This is a genomic window from Candidatus Poseidonia alphae (assembly GCF_943787815.1).
GTDB lineage: Archaea > Thermoplasmatota > Poseidoniia > Poseidoniales > Poseidoniaceae > Poseidonia > Poseidonia alphae.
On record NZ_CALSNW010000003.1, the window covers coordinates 293,836 to 312,196 of the forward strand.

17 protein-coding genes are annotated in these 18,361 nt (G+C 51.4%); 5 read left to right on the top strand and 12 right to left on the bottom strand.

Annotated elements, in window-relative coordinates:
* Window positions 1-92 precede the first annotated feature (92 nt).
* Entirely contained in the window at window positions 93-512 is a 420-nt protein-coding gene (locus AAA857_RS06015) for a ferritin-like domain-containing protein (RefSeq protein WP_338174054.1), read from the top strand.
* Window positions 513-527: 15 nt separating this feature from the next.
* On the opposite strand, the gene AAA857_RS06020 is transcribed toward AAA857_RS06015, so the two are convergent.
* Both AAA857_RS06020 and AAA857_RS06025 read right to left on the bottom strand, forming a co-directional pair.
* Window positions 528-1,940, bottom strand: a complete 1,413-nt coding sequence (locus tag AAA857_RS06020) for a Rid family hydrolase (RefSeq protein WP_338174055.1) — start codon at window positions 1,938-1,940, stop codon at window positions 528-530.
* Entirely contained in the window at window positions 1,937-2,839 is a 903-nt protein-coding gene (locus AAA857_RS06025; RefSeq protein WP_338174056.1) for a hypothetical protein, read from the bottom strand. Before AAA857_RS06025 ends, AAA857_RS06020 begins: the two co-directional genes overlap by 4 nt.
* Before the next feature lie 99 nt (window positions 2,840-2,938).
* Here AAA857_RS06025 and AAA857_RS06030 point away from each other — a divergent pair, with 99 nt between their 5' ends.
* The gene (locus AAA857_RS06030; RefSeq protein ID WP_338174057.1) at window positions 2,939-3,466 is read left to right on the top strand and encodes a hypothetical protein; all 528 of its coding nucleotides are present in this window, start codon (window positions 2,939-2,941) and stop codon (window positions 3,464-3,466) included.
* On the opposite strand, the gene panB is transcribed toward AAA857_RS06030, so the two are convergent.
* The 7 genes from panB to AAA857_RS06065 all read right to left on the bottom strand — a co-directional run bounded on the left by panB (window position 3,467) and on the right by AAA857_RS06065 (window position 10,693).
* Complete coding sequence (panB, locus tag AAA857_RS06035; RefSeq protein ID WP_338174058.1) at window positions 3,467-4,288, bottom strand: 3-methyl-2-oxobutanoate hydroxymethyltransferase; 822 nt, start codon at window positions 4,286-4,288, stop codon at window positions 3,467-3,469. It abuts the gene before it with no gap.
* A 72-nt stretch (window positions 4,289-4,360) separates the two neighbouring features.
* Window positions 4,361-5,809, bottom strand: a complete 1,449-nt coding sequence (locus AAA857_RS06040; RefSeq protein WP_338174059.1) for an aldehyde dehydrogenase — start codon at window positions 5,807-5,809, stop codon at window positions 4,361-4,363.
* 2 nt (window positions 5,810-5,811) lie between these two features.
* Window positions 5,812-6,927, bottom strand: a complete 1,116-nt coding sequence (locus AAA857_RS06045; RefSeq protein ID WP_338174060.1) for an asparaginase — start codon at window positions 6,925-6,927, stop codon at window positions 5,812-5,814.
* Between the two features lie 9 nt (window positions 6,928-6,936).
* A complete protein-coding gene (locus AAA857_RS06050; RefSeq protein WP_338174061.1) occupies window positions 6,937-8,184 on the bottom strand; it encodes a hypothetical protein in 1,248 nt (415 codons plus the stop codon).
* A gap of 50 nt (window positions 8,185-8,234) precedes the next feature.
* Window positions 8,235-9,086 (bottom strand): hypothetical protein, encoded by an 852-nt coding sequence (locus AAA857_RS06055; protein ID WP_338174062.1) that lies wholly within the window; start codon window positions 9,084-9,086, stop codon window positions 8,235-8,237.
* Window positions 9,087-9,095: 9 nt separating this feature from the next.
* Complete coding sequence (locus AAA857_RS06060; protein ID WP_338174063.1) at window positions 9,096-9,911, bottom strand: SDR family oxidoreductase; 816 nt, start codon at window positions 9,909-9,911, stop codon at window positions 9,096-9,098.
* A gap of 35 nt (window positions 9,912-9,946) precedes the next feature.
* Window positions 9,947-10,693 (bottom strand): prolyl oligopeptidase family serine peptidase, encoded by a 747-nt coding sequence (locus tag AAA857_RS06065; RefSeq protein ID WP_338174064.1) that lies wholly within the window; start codon window positions 10,691-10,693, stop codon window positions 9,947-9,949.
* An 86-nt stretch (window positions 10,694-10,779) separates the two neighbouring features.
* Here AAA857_RS06065 and AAA857_RS06070 point away from each other — a divergent pair, with 86 nt between their 5' ends.
* A complete protein-coding gene (locus AAA857_RS06070; protein WP_338174065.1) occupies window positions 10,780-11,196 on the top strand; it encodes a hypothetical protein in 417 nt (138 codons plus the stop codon).
* 4 nt (window positions 11,197-11,200) lie between these two features.
* Window positions 11,201-11,893: a type II CAAX endopeptidase family protein gene (locus tag AAA857_RS06075; protein ID WP_338174066.1), complete on the top strand. Its 693-nt coding sequence runs from the start codon at window positions 11,201-11,203 to the stop codon at window positions 11,891-11,893.
* 2 nt (window positions 11,894-11,895) lie between these two features.
* Here the strand turns inward: AAA857_RS06075 and aspS are convergent, their stop codons facing one another.
* Both aspS and AAA857_RS06085 read right to left on the bottom strand, forming a co-directional pair.
* On the bottom strand, window positions 11,896-13,302 hold the full coding sequence (gene aspS, locus AAA857_RS06080) for an aspartate--tRNA(Asn) ligase (protein ID WP_338174067.1): 1,407 nt from the start codon (window positions 13,300-13,302) through the stop codon (window positions 11,896-11,898).
* Entirely contained in the window at window positions 13,299-13,562 is a 264-nt protein-coding gene (locus tag AAA857_RS06085) for a hypothetical protein (protein ID WP_338174068.1), read from the bottom strand. The genes aspS and AAA857_RS06085 overlap by 4 nt, the downstream gene beginning before the upstream one ends.
* Window positions 13,563-13,586: 24 nt before the next feature.
* Here AAA857_RS06085 and AAA857_RS06090 point away from each other — a divergent pair, with 24 nt between their 5' ends.
* A complete protein-coding gene (locus AAA857_RS06090; RefSeq protein WP_338174069.1) occupies window positions 13,587-17,573 on the top strand; it encodes an NEW3 domain-containing protein in 3,987 nt (1,328 codons plus the stop codon).
* Here AAA857_RS06090 and AAA857_RS06095 read toward each other — a convergent pair whose 3' ends face one another.
* Complete coding sequence (locus tag AAA857_RS06095; protein WP_338174070.1) at window positions 17,574-18,359, bottom strand: hypothetical protein; 786 nt, start codon at window positions 18,357-18,359, stop codon at window positions 17,574-17,576.
* Between the last annotated feature and the right edge of the window lie 2 nt (window positions 18,360-18,361).

The window sequence follows — 18,361 nt, forward strand, 5'->3', positions numbered from 1 at the left end:
ATCATAATTTCTTGAATAACATGGGTTTATGACTTGGGCCCGCTCACAAGGAAACAGAGATGGCTCACTATACCGCTCTAGGACTGATGTAAATGGATACAAAACAATTGATTGAACAACTCAACGATGCACTCGGATGGGAAATCCGTGCAGTGAACATGTATGCTCACTATGCTGCTAACATCCGTGGAATTCATCGGCTTCAACTCTCTCCAATGTTTACCACCGAATCTACTGAATCTTTGACGCATGCTGACATTGTTCGTCAGGCAATTGTCAAGCTGGGAGGCATTCCTGTCACCGAACGCAATCCTCATGAAATCGTTCACAGCGTAAATTATGAAGAAATGCTTCAGAGAAGTTTGGAAACCGAAACCAAGGCCGCAGAGGTTTACGGTCAAATTATGGAGACCATCGGCGACGCTGGCGACCAAGAAATGTACGATGCCATCGAGCAAATTTATCTCGCTGAACTGCGAAGTCTTGAGTCGCTTCGCTTGCTCTTGTCGTGAAGGCAGCAATGTTCTTCATTCACCGAGATGAACAATGACTTTCATCTCTACCGCAATGGGAGTCGGGAGTGCATCAATCGCTAATGTTGTACGGGTTGGACCAACCTTCCCAAGAGTTTCTGCCCACACCTCATTGTAGCCTGAAAAGTCGCGTTTCATATCGACCAAGAATGTTGTAACATCAACAACTTGCTTCATTGTTCCGCCTGCTTCTTCCACAACTCGTCGAACGTTTTCAACCACAGCATGAGTCTGTGCTTTGATGTCGTAATCCAGTGGTTCTCCGTTTTCATCATGGATCGGGCCGCCAGGAATTGCGTTTGTTCCAGGTTGGCGAGGTCCAACACCTGAGAGATAGAGCATGTTTCCAACCCGTCGTGCATGGGGATAAGCTCCAACAGGTTTGGGGGCACTATCGGTATTCACCGAGCCCTCAATTTTAGTAGGCTCCCACAGTGCTGGTCCGTTGCTTTGAACCGCAGTTGCCGGCTGTTCTTCGATTTCAACGTCTTCAACCGCGTCCAAAACCCCACGCTCGCCGTGGAAATATTCCACGTCTTCCTCATCGTACTCTTTGTCACCCACACCCGATGGCGTTGGGTCAAGATGTACGACGGCTCCTCCAGCTCCATGAATGGCTTCGTAAGCCATAACGTCCCCTGTCAAATCGTTACGGTTTCCGTTCATGGCGGAAAGCCACCACATCGGTTTGAAGGCAACCACTTTCTGTACACGGATTTGCCGCTGAATGGTACGGGAGAGTTGCCCAACATCTTCCAATCGCCCTTGCCTCAAGAATTCAAGGATTTTCTGATTCCATTCATGGTCTTTGAGCGAATGGATCTTGTCTTCAGACGGTTCAATGAAGTCAGTGAACATGCGGTTTGAAAGCGACATTGCAGTGACAGCTACGACCCTTTTTCCTTGTGCCTTGACCACGTCGAGGCATGCCTTTGCCATAACGGTCGTCTCCGAACGGTTGGCGTAAACATTTGACGATACGATGACTGCAGGGATTTTGTTGTCGGGATTGAGTAATGTAAGAGCAACGACGGACCCCACGTCAATAGGGAATCCCTTGTAATTGACACAACGACTTTGCAACCCTCTGGCCTTATTTGCATCATCCCAAGCATGGGCAAACTCTTGGTCGATGTTGAACGAATATGGGATGGAACCAAGGTCGTGAAAATCATGGTCAACCATAACCCATTCTGGATTGGGATCGGACTGGATTTGATGGCCGATGACCGAAGGCCAAGTGGTCGAGTAAACGACGATTAAATCCGCTTCAAGTTCACGAATGGTTTGTGCTGCTTGATCAAATGCTTCCCTCAATTTTTTCCATCCTGGGTTTTGGTCAGGAGCGAGGACGGTGTGGGGGTGGACAGGGACGACAAAAGAAGCGACAATCTTGCCTTCACTCATTCGTCTCCCTCCTCATGAGCATAGCACGGCCATTCGACAATGGCATTCCCAGTTCCGATAATGGTTCCATAGCCGTGAAGAATCGCAGGGTAGTCCGGGACATTCATTGCTGAAAGCAACCACGAAAATGCCCCACCGTCACTTTCAGCGATGGCTTGTTCGGTAAACTCCGGCATTTCATCCAGGATGCGCTGACTCTGTCCTTTGACCATATAATCGATAATACGCATGTCCCACAGGTGCATGGCATGGCTCGTTATGTGCTCTTTGCTCATGTCTTCTGGAACTTCTGATTCGGTTGTGAAATGTCGGTGTGAAAGAGAGTTACTTGCGATGACAACGACCCTCTTTCCACTTTCTTCAATCGCCTTGCGTGTTACCTTTCCAAGTTCAATCATCATGTCCTGCATGACTTCAACAGAATAGTATTGGCTTGAGCGGTTACTGGAAACGACTACCATTGGTTTGTCCCATGATGGATTGAACATGTGTCCTGTGACAATGGTGCCATAATCAACCCTGAAATCTGGGTTCTCCATCAGTTTAACAGACAGTCCCGAAGCTTGTGCTTCATCGTGGATTGCCTTTGTTAGGTCTACGTCAATGTTCATGTCATAGTGGTAGCGAAACAAATTGGGGAATACTGGGTCAACCGACAGACCCTCAAAATGCGGGAGGCCGAGGAAATGGGTTCCAACATAAGTTTGCCAGTGAGGTGAAAGGACGACGATGGCGTCGTACTCTACATCGGCCAATGATGCGCGAAGTCGTTCATATCCCCATCGGAGTTGTTCCCAGCCACCTTCAGCAGTGGGCTCATTTTGAGGTGGATTTTCAGCGTAAACCAAATGCGGTGGATGCGGCGCAAGACATCCTGCGACAATTTTTCCTTTCCCCATGATTCTCCCAGACTGAACTGCCCTAAAGGGGCATCGCATTTGCATTCTGTTTGGCCTCTACAGGCCAAGTCTCAAACACCACGAAGATTTGGAAGATACATGGCAGACGTCAAGGATGGCGACGCTCCTGCAGAAGGAGAGTTTGAAGGTTCTGAAATTCAGATTTCTAGCGACCCCGCCATCCCAACCTCTGCCAGTTGGAACGAGACATGGACCAATGTGGGCATTCCTGCCTTTTTTGGAGCCATCGTAGGTTCGTTATGGCAGTTGCAAATTCAACCCCAGTTGGGTACTGTTTGGCCTAATCCAGTACAAGCAGCCTTGCTCACGATGCTGCTGTTTTCGCCGCTCTTCCACCGTTGGCTAACCCCCCACGATCAATCCAAATGGATGGAATATTCGTTGGGTGTTCTCCTCCCAATTTTGTATCTCGTAGGCATATGGTTCGTACCTGGCTTGACTGGCATGTTCTGTGGGGGTTATCTTGCCTCCATCGTTTGGATCTGGATGTGCACTTCATGGTGGCGTTTCCATTTGCCCCCGTTCCGAAGTGCCTTATGGCATACACTTGGCGTAAACATCGGTGCATTGGGTGGGTCCGTACTGACCTACAACCTCTTCCTGTGATCAGGACGTATACGATTCGTCTTCACTTGGGAACTGGCCCGAGCGAACATCGCTACAGTATGACTTCAGTGCCCCATCGATTTCTTCTGCAAGATTGAGATAACGGCGTAGGAAGCGGGGTGAGAAATCCATGGTGATCCCGAGAACGTCATGCAGAACAAGGACTTGTCCATCGACGTCAGGACCCGCTCCGATTCCAATGGTGGGGATGTCAATGGCTTCTGTAACTCGCTTTGCGAGTTCACGGGGAATCTTTTCTAGCACAATAGCGAAACAACCTGCCTCCTCAAGAATTTTAGCATCTTCAATGAGTTTTTCAGCCTCCTCATCTTCTTTTGCTCGCACGGAATAGGTTCCAAATTTGTAAATCGATTGAGGTGTCAATCCGAGATGGCCCATGACGGGAATGCCGGCGGTGAGAATGCGCTGAACGGATTCTACGATTTCAGCCCCACCCTCGAGTTTCACTGCATGGCCGCTTGATTCTTTCATAATGCGAATGGCGGATTCTAGAGCGTTGCGGGAATTGCCTTGATAGGTTCCAAAAGGCATGTCAACCACGAGAAGTGCTCTATCGACGGCTCGTTCCACACATTGGGCATGGTAAATCATGTGGTCTAGCGTCATGGGCACTGTTGTGGCCTGTCCAGCCATGACATTGGATGCAGAATCTCCGACTAAAATGACATCAACGCCTGCTTGGTCTACGAGGCGAGCCAGGGAGTAATCGTAGGCCGTGAGCATGGTGATTTTTTCTCCAGCACGCATCATTTCTTGGAGCGTGTTGGTCGTCACTTTACGGGCCTTTCCATGAACCGACATGGTTCCTCCAATGCCGCAGTTGATTTGAATGCCTCGCCTCGGGTTTCGGCAGTTGATGCAGGCGGTTTTCGTCTAGGGTTGCATGACACAAACATTGGTCATTTCTGAAAAGAAACTCATGGACCAGTCGCCCCCTTCTCGGCCGACGCCGGATTGTTTGACGCCTCCAAATGGGGTTCTCAAGTCTCGATTTAACCACGTGTTAACCCACACAATTCCCGTTTCCATGCGTTCAGCGAAGGCTCGCCCTCGTTCAATATTAGACGTCCACACCGAGCCTGCAAGTCCATATTCAGTGCAATTGGCCATCTTTACAGCTTCATCTTCGTCGTTGTAAGCGTGCAAGGTGACGACGGGGCCAAAGATTTCCTCCGTAGCGGTTCGTGAAGTATGGGCAAGCCCTCCAATCACGGTGGGACGGAGAAAAGCCCCTTCAGGATGAACTCCTGATACTCCAGCATTTGCTTTTGTGCCGCCGGTGAGCAGGATTCCCCCTTCTTCGACTCCAAGGTGGATGTAAGATTCCACTTTTGCGAGATGGTCAAGCGAAATGACCGCTCCCATTTGGGTGTCATCATCCAGTGGGTCTCCAAGTTTGAGTCGTTCAACGCCCTCAACAAACTTGGCCGAAACTTCGTCGTACATCGATTGAGGTATGAGAACTCTTGAACCGCACAAACAGACTTGTCCAGAATTTGTAAATGAGGCCCGAACGATGTCATCAACGATGTCATCTACGGGTGCATCATCAAGAATAACCGTGGCGTTTTTCCCACCGAGTTCAAGCGAGAGTTTCTTGAACATCGGTGCCGCAGTTGCAGCAACAATCCTGCCGGTAGAAGTGCCTCCGGTAAATGAAATAGCCTTGATGTCGGGATGTTCAACGATGGCTTGCCCGACTTCGGGACCGAGGCCGTGCACGAGATTAAACACGCCAGGGGGAAGGTTGAGTTCATCAAGTGTTTCAGCGAGCAAGTTCGCTGTCAATGGTGTCATTTCAGACGGTTTGGCGACGATGGTATTTCCCATTAACAACGCAGGTGCGACCTTCCAGGTGAGGAGATAGAGCGGTAGATTCCAGGGCGTGATCAATCCTACACATCCGACCGGAGAGCGATGAACGTAATTGATGGCCCCGTTTGCTTCAAAGTTCATTGGCTCTTGTTCTCTTGCATGGTGTGCGAAGAAACGAAAGTTGCTGACAGAACGTGCTGCGTCCACGCGGCGAGATAGGGAGATCGGCTTTCCAGTATCCGTCGTCTCGAGCTGAGCAATCTGCTCAGCCTTTGCTTCAAGGGCATCAGCAATCCGGTCCAGCCACAGAATCCGGTCTTCGAATGGCGTTGCTTTCCAAGAAGCCTCTGCAGCAACCGCAGCGAGGGTGGCTTGGGCAACATCGTTGGAGGTTGACCGAGGTATGGTGGTGATGACCTCATTGGTAGCAGGGTTGATGTTGTCGAGGGTACTTCCCGAATGAGCAGGAACGAATGAACCACCAATGTAGTTGAGCAGAGGCTTCATGTTCACACCTCGGTTTCGTAGTTCCAGCGGTCTTGGTCCGGGTCCCACTCATCCCAAGTTGGGACGGTTTCAAGGATATCGACATAGGCTTCTGGAACAATTCCAGGGACAATGAATGCTTTTTGGCGATGGAGGGGGTACGGATTTCTCAAGTTAATCCCCAACACTCCAAGGAGGGCACGGGCCACATACCATGTTGCTTGAGAATTCCAGCCATGAGCAATTTTCACAACAATGCCCAACCCCTTGGGGTAATCCGGGTGTTCAATGGCCATGCCGAGAAGCCCGTCTGCACCTTCTTTAGCGATGACTTTCCCCTCACCTGCTTTGAGAACGGTTGAATCCAATCGGTTGAATCCTCCCACGAGGTCAGGGTGTCGAATCATTGATTCCCAAATCCAATCGTCATCTTTGTCCCGAACCAAACCAGCATAAATCTGTGCGAGTTCAGATACCGTGTTGGAAACCGTAGGCAGGCCACAACCGTCTTTGGCGATGCGAAGCGGCTTCCAGTCTTCTCCGAGGTAGGTTCGAAGTTGTTCCATGTAAGCCCCAAATACTTCGTGCGATGGCAGCGTGTATCCAGCCCTTGGCCATCCTTTGAGTTTACATCCGCGTAAAATTGCAGCATGTTCGCCCGAGCAGGTGTGAAACCAGCGACGAGGCCGTCGGACTTGCCGTCCAAATTGAATGAGAGGAACATCCAGAGGGGTGAGCATCAAGGGCCATTCCGCTTCGGATAGAAGTGATTGAGCTGCAGCGACGTGTTCGGTATCACCGTTGTGGGAGGCGACTGCGATTGCTTTTTGCTCCCAACTGCAATCGGCAAGTTCTTCGGTGAAAGCTTTGAGCATGAAGGGTTTCATCATTGAGCGCCCATAGCAGAGTACGTTTCCACCAAACGAGTGAATCACTTCGTCCCCATGCGCCCATGCGACTGCTCCATGGATGGTGGTTTCAGAAACGCCGTTTCGCCGGTAATCTACCAGTGGCTCCCAAGCCACTTCGCGTCCTGTTGGAATCCCCTCTACTCGCTCACCCAAGGGAGAAGTGGGATACATTGCTGAGCCGGGTTTACCCGGTTGCACAGCAGAGAATGTGTCGTGATGAATGCCCATGTTCGTTCCTCATTGTTTCAACATTGACTCCACTTGGGGTACGACCTGTTCCATGTAAGCCGTCATGTTACGGCACACGCGGTCCGAGTCATGGTTGAAGAAATCAAACCAGGCCATGATTCGGTCCTCTGGATGGAAACGGTCAACCATTTGATGAGCGATTTCGTCGACGTTTCCAATGAGGGCATTGTTGGTTGCCCGCTCAACCTTTGACGGGTCGATCGTTCCTTCGAGTGCGTTCCAATAAGCGTTAAGAGCAACCTTTGCTTCTTCTTTGGCCGCTTTTGATTGTTCTTTTGGCGTCAAGCCTTCCTCTGCGTTGAGGAATACAAAAGAGGTGCGGGGCATGTCCCTGCGCCGCCAGGAGCCACCATCCGGATGGTACACTTCAGCCATCCGTTGATGGGTTGAATCGATGATTTCAGGTGCGGTGATCGAGAGGTTGAACACCTTGACTGGTAGAATGGAGTTGACGAAGGTTTGTGCTCTTGGGTCGTGACTGCCGATGATGAGCTCGAGGAGTTCTCGGCGGAAGTTTTGGGGGATGATTTTCAGCGACTCAAAGGTATAGCGCGATGGGATTTCGATGGAATCTGGGGACTCATTTAGCCCCTCAAATTCAACCGCTGCTGACCGAACCCGTTCCCAATCCTCATCGCTTCGAAAATTCGTGCGAGTGAGCACGGTGGGATTGATGTCTTGAGTGCTGATCACATCTCCTCGCAACAAGCGAAGGAAGATTTCAGCGGCTTCCATGAACACTTGTCCACGCAGTGCAGGCCAAGCGGCTTCTTCGATAGAGTTGCGGGGGACGACCCCATAGGGGCGCGCCATAAATTCAAACCGGCCAGCAGAAAAACCAACGTGCAGTTTGCGGTGTTCATTCGGGTTCATGCCCAGATACGTGAGGACGTTACCGATTCGTTCGGCTTGAGCAATCGGTCCACCCGACGCTAAAATGGCCATGACCGCGCTTCCGATCTCGATGTTGGTTGTACGACGGAATGACTCCAGAGCAAGTTGAGGGAAGTCAGTACACAGGCCGACTTCTCCCTGCCAGTGTGGGACCACAGGTCGAGAATTTGATTTTTGCTCTTCTGTGGAAAGGTGGGCTTGTGCGAGCCAACCGACGTTGAAACCAAGACGGTCCGCACATTCCAATTGCTCGAAGTAATTCTGAAACATGGTGGCTTCGGAAGGGATATGTCCGTCTTCATCAGGGGTTTGAGAAATTGAAAAGAAGATGTCATGTTCCATTCTGCCACCGTCCCTTCCATATCGCCTTGGCTCATAATTCGTGCGTTCCATTATTGTGGTGCATCGTCCCCTTTTTGGGCAGTTGGCTTGAGTTCTGTAAGAGCCTCAATACGTCGTTTCACTTGTTGTGGTGCCGGAAGGCCTTCGGCCATGTAGACGTGGATTAAATCGGAGAGAACCAGCATTGCCGATTCGTAATCTTCGCCAATTTCAGCAAGGTCGGCAAGCCCCCATCGGGCAACAAGTTGGCCCGTAATACTTCCCAGTTCAACGGCCAGTTCAAGGGAATCGTTGTAAAGTTCCCGCGAGGCTTCAAAATCGCCAATCGTAGCTTTACAGTGGGCGAGTTCTGCGACAGCCTCCATCTGGGCTACATGTTTCTTGAGCTTTTTTACCAATTCCAACCGTTCGGTTCCAAGAGCAATAGCGGTTTCAAAATCGTTTTGTTTCTTCGCGATGGCCATCAATAAGGCTAGGCCATAAGCCATGCCATTGAGGTCTTGGAGTTGCTCTCGTAAGCGAAGGGAACGAGTGGCGATTGCTCGTGCCTCATCCAGCGCACCATCGGACATGTGGAGCAGAGCAACGTGATGGTGAACGGCAGCAGCAAGAGGGTTCCCAAGGTCCATTGATTCGGCACGTTCAGCAAGGGCGAGCATGCTGTCTGCTGATGATTTCATGATTTTCATGCCCTCAAACCGTGCCCAGCCGCGCTCAACATCGTCTTCGGCAATAGTGGATGCATGGTCCAAGAGTCGATTGACGAGTTCATCGTCCTTCAATTCCACTGCAAGGGGTATCAGTCGCAGAGCCAAAGATGTATTGATTCCGTCCATGGCTCCACCGTGCGTGAGCATGTCCAACACTTGCCGTGCGCGTTCTGGAGACAATTCATTGACCATGGTTTCACCTCAAATTGAGCGAAGACGCCCGCCATCCACTGCGAGACTAACGCCACGAATGCCCCCCGATGCAGGGAGGGTCAGAAAGAGGATTGCGCTTGCTGTTTCCAATGGGTCAATCAATCGCTTTATGGGGACTTGGGATAGCCAGGTGCTTTGAACTTCATCAGCAGTTTTCCCAGTCCGCTCTTGGATGGACTGAGCGAGTGAATCCAAACGGGAGGTGTTGGTGAATCCAGGCAGCACGTTGTTGATCGTGATGGAGGGGTGCAATTCATTGGACAAGGATTTCGCCCATGAAGCCATGGCTCCACGAAGGGTGTTGGAGAGTCCAATGTTAGGGATGGGTTCCTTGACAGACGTTGAGATGATTTGGATGATGCGACCAAACCCTTGTTCTTCCATTTGAGGGGCAAGAGCTTGAACGAGTGTGTGAGCGGCGTGAAGATGACGCCTGAAGGGGGCCTCAAAGTCAACAACGCTGTTGTTCATGAGCGGGCCGCCGGGTGGGCCTCCCGCATTGTTGATGAGGATATGAACCGGACCCGATGATTCGACCAGGGAGTTGACGGTAGAGGCAAGGTTTTCAGTGTCTTCAAGGTCCAGTTTGAGGGCGGTGTGGTTCCCGCTTCCAAGGGTGTTCAATTCTTCAACGAGTGTGTTGAGGGCAGATTCATTGCGTGCGCAAACCGTGACATCCGCACCGGCTTTAGCCATCATTTTTGCAGTTGCAGCCCCGATTCCTTTGCTGGCTCCGCAAACCATCGCATGTTTGCCGTGGAGGGCTTCTTGAGCGTATGGGAAGTCCTTTCCAAGCAGGTCCATGCATCGCCCAAGAAGCCGATGGTCATAGCCCTTCGCTACAACCAATCAAGAATTGCGTTGAGCTGAACCAGCCAATCGTCACTTGCTGCATCGATGATGTCGTAGTGGTTTCCCGGAAGCCAGATTTTCTGAACCTCTGCACCCTTGGCCTTCATGATTCGAGCGTAAGTTTCGGATTGGAGAAGGGGTACATCGGTATCTTCCTCACCGTGGAACAACAGTACGCTGGTTTTTGGTGGATGATCTACGGGATTAATCTGTGACCAAATTTCGGGGTTTTCATCAGGAGAACAACCCAACCATTTCCTCACAGCGTCTCCTTCGTCGGACAGGCGAGCGCGGTCTGCGCCGATGAGGTCGGTTAGAGGTGCCTGAGCTATGGCGAGCCATGGCTTCCGGTCTGCTTTCGCAGCGAGAATGAGGGCGAGTTGTCCACCGGCGGAGTGACCCATGACCATTGAACGGGTGATGTCAATTCCAGGAAGCAGTGCGAGTTGGCCCCACGCCCGAAGTACATCGGAAAGCGTGTCCATCCATACGCCTTCATCGCCTTCAGCCCAGCGCTTGAATTCCACATTCCAAACGGCCACTCCTGCTTCTGCTAAGTCCTCAGCGATGGGTTGCATCAAATCCAAGGTGTACTTTTCTTTCCAAAAGCCACCGTGCAAGAGCATGATGCAGGGGACTCCAACATTCCGTTGAAACGGCGACGGGTCGTCCGGCATGTAGAGGTCAGCATACTGCCATTCTTCTGCTCCCCACTGCATACGGTCAACGGGCATACGAGGGACTCATTGTGGCGGCTCTATCACTGTTGCGAAGTGGATGTCGTGGGAAGTCCTTTCTAGTAAAAAGAACTAGCAGGAGCGTGAGATGGCACATTTGGGCACTTCTCTTTATTCTGTTGTCGCCCTCATGGGTGACGGTCGCAGGAACCGGTGGCCGAGCGATGACCACCGATGTTTCGGTCCAAAGGTACGATTGGTTCTCAAACGAAACCGTCATCATTGATTTCTCATTACGAGACGCCCCTTACCAACAATCCCTTACAGCCTCATGGTCCCTATTCGACGAGGACGGTGTCAAGCGAAATCGGACAAGCGATGGGGTCGATTCGTTCGGGGCACTCAACGAGTTCCACCAAGAAGCACTCCTTACGGAGGCATCCAAACCGCTTGCCCCTCCGCCCATGGATACCTTTTCTGCACCGGTGCCGTCCGAACACGAAATTCCCGAACCGATCGAACATGCACCCTACCCATACTTGCCCCCACCAAAGGTGTGACTCCATGCATGATTCATCTCGAAGGAATTCGCTTATCGCTTTGATCTTGGTCGGAATCGCTCCTTCGGTTTCCATTTTTGCATCCTTTGGTTCAGGTAACGGACTTGTTGGGCAACTTGCCTGGTTGACCTCAAAGGCATGGATGCTTGGCCTTCCATTGGTTTGGATGTTGTACGTGGATAAGAAACCGTTCTCTTGGTCACTCCCTCGGCAAGGTGGTCTTGGCGTCGGATTTGGAGTGGGTGTAGTGTTCAGCGCCGTCATGGTGCTCGCTTGGGTGTTCATTGGTCAATCAAGAGTTGACCAAGACACATTCCGAGCAACACTCGAACCTTTTGGCCTCACCGTTCAAAGCACCTACATCGCTGCTGCAGTCTTTTGGACCCTTGGGAATTCTGTCCTCGAAGAATACGTATTCCGTTGGTTCATCGTTGAGAAAGCAGAGGCTCTTCTCGGCGAGGGGTGGGCTACCGTCTCTCTGTCCGCCGGAATATTCGTGCTTCATCACTTCTTTGCGCTCTGGTTCCTGGGTTTCGCCATTGAGGCTAATCTGCTGGCCTGTCTTGGCCTGTTCATCGGCGGCGCTACGTTCAGTTGGCTCTACATGAAGTACCGAAGCATTTGGGTGCCTTACATCACCCACGCTTTGTGTGATGTTGTGGTCTTTGGCGTCGGGTACTTGCTCTTATTCGGTTGAACTCAAGGGCAGAAACGCTTCCGGTCACGTGGGAACAACACGGTCTCTCGCACGTTCTTTGCCCCTGTGAGTTTCATCAAGATACGTTCGACTCCAAGACCCCATCCGGCATGCGGCGGTACACCGTGGCGGAATCCAGCGACATAGAATTCAAATTCCTCAGGGTCCAGTTCCATGCTCTTTAGGTTGTCAATGAGAACATCAATTCGGTGTTCACGTTGCCCGCCAGAAGTCATCTCATCTCTTCCAAAGTTGAGGTCAAATCCACGGGAGAGCTGCTGGTCAGTGCTGCCTTGCTCGCCTTCTACATGATGAATGTAGAAGGGTTTGAGTGACATTGGCCAGCGCGGTAGGAAGTAAAATTGTGGGAGGTCTTCAGCAAGGAGGTCAGAGTTTTCAGCGTCAATATCGTCACCCCATTCGATGGTACCTCCCTTTTCCTTGATGATGCGAATCGCATCGCAGTATTCCATGCGTGGGAAGGGCAATTCGGGAACAATCACTTCAATGGCTTCTTCTTCTTGAGTGGCCCGATAAGCGTTGATGGTTGCGATGAGTCCTTGGGATTCTTCTTCATCGGCTACGGACTTCCAAATGTGGTGGAGCATGCGTTCAAGGACACCCATGACGTCGTCATCGTTCGCCCAACTGCATTCAATATCAAAGGAAATAAATTCGTTCAGGTGGCGGTAAGTGTCGTGTTTTTCAGCGCGGAAGGCGGGTCCGATTTCGAACACTCGTTCCAATCCCCCGCTCATGCACAATTGCTTGAACAACTGCGGTGATTGGTTGAGGTATGCAGGCGTTTCAAAATATTGCATGGGAAACAAGTCAGTTCCTCCTTCAGTAGCAGTAGCAACGATTTTTGGAGTATGCGTCTCAATGAAACCTTCAGTGATGAGGTGTTGGCGGCCAAACTGCAAGACTTTGCCTCGGAGTCGGAACATAGCGTTGACATGGGCTCTGCGCAGGTCGAGGAAGCGATTGTCCAATCGGGTATCAAGTTCAACATTGACAGTGTCCGTGACACCTAACGGCAGCGGGGCTTCAGCTCGTGCAATCACTTCAACAGAGGTTGCGAGAACTTCGTAGGCCGGAGGGGGCGTCGGTTCGCCTTCCTTGACCTTGGGCGGTCGCTTGAGCGAAACAGTGCCGGTAAATTGTAGGGTTGACTCACGGGTCATCCGTTGAACAACATCCAACGGTTCTTCGCCAATGTTGTCTGCCTTTAAGAAAATTTGAGTGGTTCCTGTTCCGTCTCGTAGGTCAACAAAACATATGGCTCCTTTTCCTCGGTTGGCCTCCATAAATCCTGCAACCGTTACGGTTTGGTCGATAAGATCGGCGCCCAGAGTCTGGATTTCGCCAAGGGTGTGCGTTCGGTAAGCGGTTGGAACCCAAGTGGTCATGGGTGGTGGGCTGCGGTGGAGAACATGAAGCATTCGCCCTTGTTTTTTGATTTGAGGAGCCAATGGGCCACGATTAACCGTGCATCTCCCTCAAGGGCTTCGCCCCGAAGACGAAGCCAATGGCCTCCATCACGGCATCCTCCGGTCATTTTGTTCATGTGCCGTTGGACCGTTATTTTCTCGGGCACAGATGGATGATGCCTTGTTTCATGCCCGCGTTGAATCGTGATATTATCGGGCCACGGTTCCCGAAGTCTCATGAAGAGGTCCCTGCTGGTCTTTCTATGTCCAGCCGCCCCACTCGCGCTCTTGGCTTCACCCTCTTGCTGTTGCTGACAGGGCTTTCGCCCCTCGTGATGACTGCATCGGCCGACCCGAGTATTCATCTCTCCGTCGATTCAAGCCACGTCATTCTTGAACCTGGACAGTCAACGAACGTTACCCTTACCATCAACAATAACGGTTCGAGCATTGAGAGCTACAATCTCAGTATTGATGATTCCGGTCTTGCAACATATTGGGACATCGTTGCTGTTGAAGCAACGGTTGACAGCGTCTTTCCGACCTGGTCGGAAAATACGACCATCATCGTTCGCCTTGGCGAAGGTGCGACGACAACCGACAGTGGCTCATTTGACATCACCATCACTGAACCCGATCAAAACCTCAGTTCGTCCATTACCGTATTTCTCAGCGTAGCACCTCATTATCAGCCTTCATTGAATCCTGTTGATTCCTCCCTGGCCACCACCTTAGCGGGGAGTAATTTGACGGTGAACTTCACTGCAGAAAACCTCGGTAGTGTTTCAGATACATTCCTCCTCGACGTGGAGGTCGAACCTGACTTGTCCGGATGGTGGGCCAATCAGACCAATTCATCCAACGGATCGAACTCAACAGGTAACTCATCCAACGGAACCAACACGACCGCATCACTTTCCGTGCTCATGTACGGAAACAGTTACACCTCCGCAAATTCTCTTCACACCTTGGTCGAAGACGTCGTTGATTCGGCTGGAATCAACGGAACAGTTGATGCAAATTCCGGAGGGGGCATGAACCTTGGAGATCACCGGCAAAACATAGCGACCTCAGGCAATCAATGGAATACCTCGTTGCGTGGGTCCGACTGGGATTATGTTGTTCTTCAAGACCAGAGTCAAATCCCTTCTCTGCCGACCAACGATACGAACTGGCAGGCGAGCAAGAGCGGGGCAGTGGACATCAGCACAGAGGTAGAGGCTGAAGGTTCAGAAACCGTTCTGTTCATGACATGGGGGCGCCGAAGTGGAGAGTCAGGTCCCCAATGGCACCAACAAAACATCAGTCAAAACTACACCATCATGCAAAGCCGCTTGACCGATGGCTACCTCCGCTACGCAGAAAACATCAGTGCGGCAGGAAATACGGTTTGGATTGCTCCTGTTGGTCTCGCGTTCAAAACCATTCACGATGGAGTAGAGGCAAGCGGCAACAACGCAAGCCAGAGTGGAAATTTGTTTTATGACCTCTATACTTCAGACGGAAGCCATCCATCTCTCAGGGGCTCATATCTCGCAGCTTGCGTCATGTTTTCAACCATCAGCGGGGAGGTTTGCGCGGCAAGCAACGATTCAACTTCTCTTCCTGCTTCGGTCAAACTTGAACTTCAGCAGGCTGCTGATGACACGGTATTCAACCAAACCACTGGAATGTCCTTTTACCCCTGGGAAGTGAGCGGGACGTCCGCTTTCGGTATGGGGGCTTCTGTACCACCCGGTTGGAACGTTCAGTGGAATGAGGACGAAGTCGCTCATCTCGCTGCAGGAGCCGAACAAACGGTTGCACTTTCAGTTTCCGTGCCTGAGAATGCAGTGCCAGACTATTATGGATTCAGGCTCACCATCGGTTCAACAAACGGGAACGTAACTTCATCGACCCTACTTGTTGTCCAAGTCGAAGCAGAAAACGAACTGAGCATGTCGTTCACTTCTCACGATGACCAGTTCCTTCCAGGCCAAACCACACTGACCGAAGTCAATGTCACCAACATCGGCAACGGAGTTTTGGACATTAATTGGGTTGCTGGCCTCTTTTCAGCGGGGCTGTGTCAAGTCGCTTTACCAGCTCCTCAGAACCTCGGTGTACAACCCGGTGATGTTGTTGCCGTGCCTATGGCGATCACAATACAGGCCAGTGCAAGCGTCGGTAACTCTTGTTCCATCATGCTCGCTATGGAATCCATCACACAGGAGATTGTGCCGGGGAGTCTGCTCGCTTTTGCAATAGATGTTGACGAACTCGTCGACTTCTCGCTCACCGGTCCCTCAACAACCGTTGACTTGGTTCCAGGGCAGGGCGTTAATTACGAAGTTCGCATCAACAATAACGGCAGTGAGGAAGTTACGTATTTCCTCGACCCTGTCCAACATCCCAATCTCACTACTTCACTTGTCTCAGCATCCGGCGTAACCGTGGCTTCGGGCGAAGTCGGGGTTTGGACCGTAAATACAAACGGACCCGCTGGTCTTCTCGGACTTCTTCAACAAGAATTCACCGTGACCTACGGGGGCGAAGTCGCATCATTGAGTGTAGACATCAACGTCCTAGAAGTTCCAGAGCTCGCTGTGACTGGGCCAACAGATAGCCGAATCATCGTTAGGCCAGGTCAGTCTGTCGTGACGCCGATTGAAGTCTTTAATTCAGGTACTTCTAACCTTGAACTGACAGCCAGCCTTCTTGGTCTACCTGCTAACATCAACGCAGAATTAAGCGATGTCACCATCGTTCTTGCTCGTGGCGATTCAACGACCGTCAACCTCACCGTCTCTGCTGCGTTGTCCGCAGTCGCTTCTACGAACCCTTTTACAATTACCTTTGAGGATGGAGCCATTGAAGCTGTGTTGTCGATAGGACTCATCGTCAATGATCGACAAGAAGTCGTCATTAATGGCGTGGAGAACCTCATCTATGCCCACCCCTTGGGTGAAGCTAACCTCACGGTTCAGGTCACCAATTTGGGTACTGCAAGCGATACCTACATCGTTGAATTAACTGCTGTACAAAGCAACAGTTGGTTTACATTCAGTCTTTCACACCTCTCGTTTTCCTTGGATGCAGGTGAGACGAAAACCCTCATCGTGTCGGCTCGTGAAGCAAACCAAGGGGCCTTGGGAGGCGTGGCTTACTCCCTCAACGTGACGTCTACTTCCACCGGTGAAGTAGGAGATACCTTCGCCATCACTGTGCGCTCAGTGGTTGCCGGTGGAGCTATAACATTGCTTGGAGATACTGCAACTGCAAAGCCAGGCTCTTCTGTTTCTGGAAACATCATATTGACCAATACAGGCTCAGGTGAAGACACGTTTACCTTGAGTTCTATCGGAGAGGACTGCGGTCTTTCAACCTCGGTTACCCTTTCCCCTGGCGTGTCATCCGAAGCGCTTCCATGGTCTTGTGCGGTTCCAGAAGGTGCACCTGCTGGACTGAAGAGCATTACGTTCCGGGCCGTGAGTGCAATGCGCAGTAACGTCGTCATCAATCAAGCGGTTGGGTATCAAGTTGAACCATCATGGCCAAGCGATGCTTTGGTGGCGGTTGGTCTGACTGAAAGCAAGGTCTCGCTCGGCATGGACAGTTCAACGAGTACGGTCATCACGCTTCAAAATCTGGGGAACATCGAAGTTACCGGTCAATTGGATGCAATAGGAGCCGATACGGGTCTGCTTCGAATGGAATGGATTCGAATGAGCGACGGCGTCTCCACAAATGAATACACCCTCACGCCAGGGTCGTCCGCAGAATTCAAACTCAACCTCACGTCCAACGTTGCTCGTTCAGCAACTGCAACGCTTACCGTCAAGGCTACGTCCCAGGGTGGCAATGTGTTGACCACGGACGAATCGGTTTCAATGGCCGTTCAAATTGAAGGCCCTGCTCTCCCTCCTAACGGGTTGTCATTGCCGTTGGGTGTGAGCGTAAGTCAACCGGCTACGCTTACTGCAATGGGTCTTGGCTGGCTCATCGCTTTGCTCGCAGTTCAGTTGTTGCGTCGTTCCCGAAGGAATGACTCGGAAGGAACAGAAGATGTGGGCGATGAGGATGAAGAGGATGACGAGGATGACGAGGTGAAGGACCTTCCAGAACTAGGATTCAATGAATGCCGCCTTGATGAGGACAACAAAGTCAACTGTCCGGAGTGTGAGGCTCGCCTTGGTGTCCCTCGAGGCAGTCAACCACCGTTTAGGTTTACATGTCCAAAATGCGACAATAAGATTCGTGTTGTGGAATGATCACAAACGCTGGGCGATCAGCAAGAATGCGGTGTGTCCAAACGGACCGTTAACCGGGCGCATGCCTCCTTTTGATGCTCTCCCCCACTGGCGTTCCATCAACTCTCCAGCCCATTCAACATTCAGTCCTGCTTCTTCACAAGCCTCCCATGCTCGTTCAAGTTGCTGAGTCACTGGACAATAACAGGCTATACGTCCGCCAACAGCCAGCATAGGGGCTACTGCAGCTATTGCGGGGGGGTGGTCCGGAAGGTCCAACACGATGGCTTCAAAGGATTCACAGTGGGACTGAATCGTATCGGTTACAGTTTCAATCGTACCCTCTATGTGATGATGATCGGGAAACTCGGCCCAACTTTCTCGTGCTCTGCGTAAATTTTCAAGGCCAATTTCTGCGTGTTCTGCACGTGGCTCGACCGTGATATGAGTTCCGCTCCCCCCGAGTGCTCTTGCGAGATGAAGGGACAATCCGGCGCTCCCAATTCCTGCTTCAAGAACACGGTCTCCAGAGCCGATGCCCAATCGAGCCGTGAACCAACCAGCATCTTTTGAACTGATGGTTTGAGCCCTGCGTAACATTCCTTTGTTAAGTTCGGGTAGACGGGTGGGCATTCTCGTGAGCAACTTTTGACCGATTCCTACTTGCTCACCGATGGCTACCGGTGAAATGATTTCCAACGGGTCAAAGACGCCGAGTCCTTTGATTTTACGAGAGCCTGAGGTCATCTCAACAACATGGACTTTCCCATCTTCTTCCACAAGTACAGCCCATGCCTCATTGGTCATGT

Coding starts and splice junctions, on each gene's coding strand:
- AAA857_RS06015 (WP_338174054.1), top strand. CDS start 93: ATGGATACAAAACAATTGATTGAACAACTCAACGATGCACTCGGATGG.
- AAA857_RS06020 (WP_338174055.1), bottom strand. CDS start 1,940: ATGAGTGAAGGCAAGATTGTCGCTTCTTTTGTCGTCCCTGTCCACCCC.
- AAA857_RS06025 (WP_338174056.1), bottom strand. CDS start 2,839: ATGGGGAAAGGAAAAATTGTCGCAGGATGTCTTGCGCCGCATCCACCG.
- AAA857_RS06030 (WP_338174057.1), top strand. CDS start 2,939: ATGGCAGACGTCAAGGATGGCGACGCTCCTGCAGAAGGAGAGTTTGAA.
- panB (WP_338174058.1), bottom strand. CDS start 4,288: ATGTCGGTTCATGGAAAGGCCCGTAAAGTGACGACCAACACGCTCCAA.
- AAA857_RS06040 (WP_338174059.1), bottom strand. CDS start 5,809: ATGAAGCCTCTGCTCAACTACATTGGTGGTTCATTCGTTCCTGCTCAT.
- AAA857_RS06045 (WP_338174060.1), bottom strand. CDS start 6,927: ATGGGCATTCATCACGACACATTCTCTGCTGTGCAACCGGGTAAACCC.
- AAA857_RS06050 (WP_338174061.1), bottom strand. CDS start 8,184: ATGGAACATGACATCTTCTTTTCAATTTCTCAAACCCCTGATGAAGAC.
- AAA857_RS06055 (WP_338174062.1), bottom strand. CDS start 9,086: ATGGTCAATGAATTGTCTCCAGAACGCGCACGGCAAGTGTTGGACATG.
- AAA857_RS06060 (WP_338174063.1), bottom strand. CDS start 9,911: ATGGACCTGCTTGGAAAGGACTTCCCATACGCTCAAGAAGCCCTCCAC.
- AAA857_RS06065 (WP_338174064.1), bottom strand. CDS start 10,693: ATGCCCGTTGACCGTATGCAGTGGGGAGCAGAAGAATGGCAGTATGCT.
- AAA857_RS06075 (WP_338174066.1), top strand. CDS start 11,201: ATGCATGATTCATCTCGAAGGAATTCGCTTATCGCTTTGATCTTGGTC.
- aspS (WP_338174067.1), bottom strand. CDS start 13,302: ATGACCACTTGGGTTCCAACCGCTTACCGAACGCACACCCTTGGCGAA.
- AAA857_RS06085 (WP_338174068.1), bottom strand. CDS start 13,562: ATGAGACTTCGGGAACCGTGGCCCGATAATATCACGATTCAACGCGGG.
- AAA857_RS06090 (WP_338174069.1), top strand. CDS start 13,587: ATGTCCAGCCGCCCCACTCGCGCTCTTGGCTTCACCCTCTTGCTGTTG.
- AAA857_RS06095 (WP_338174070.1), bottom strand. CDS start 18,359: ATGACCAATGAGGCATGGGCTGTACTTGTGGAAGAAGATGGGAAAGTC.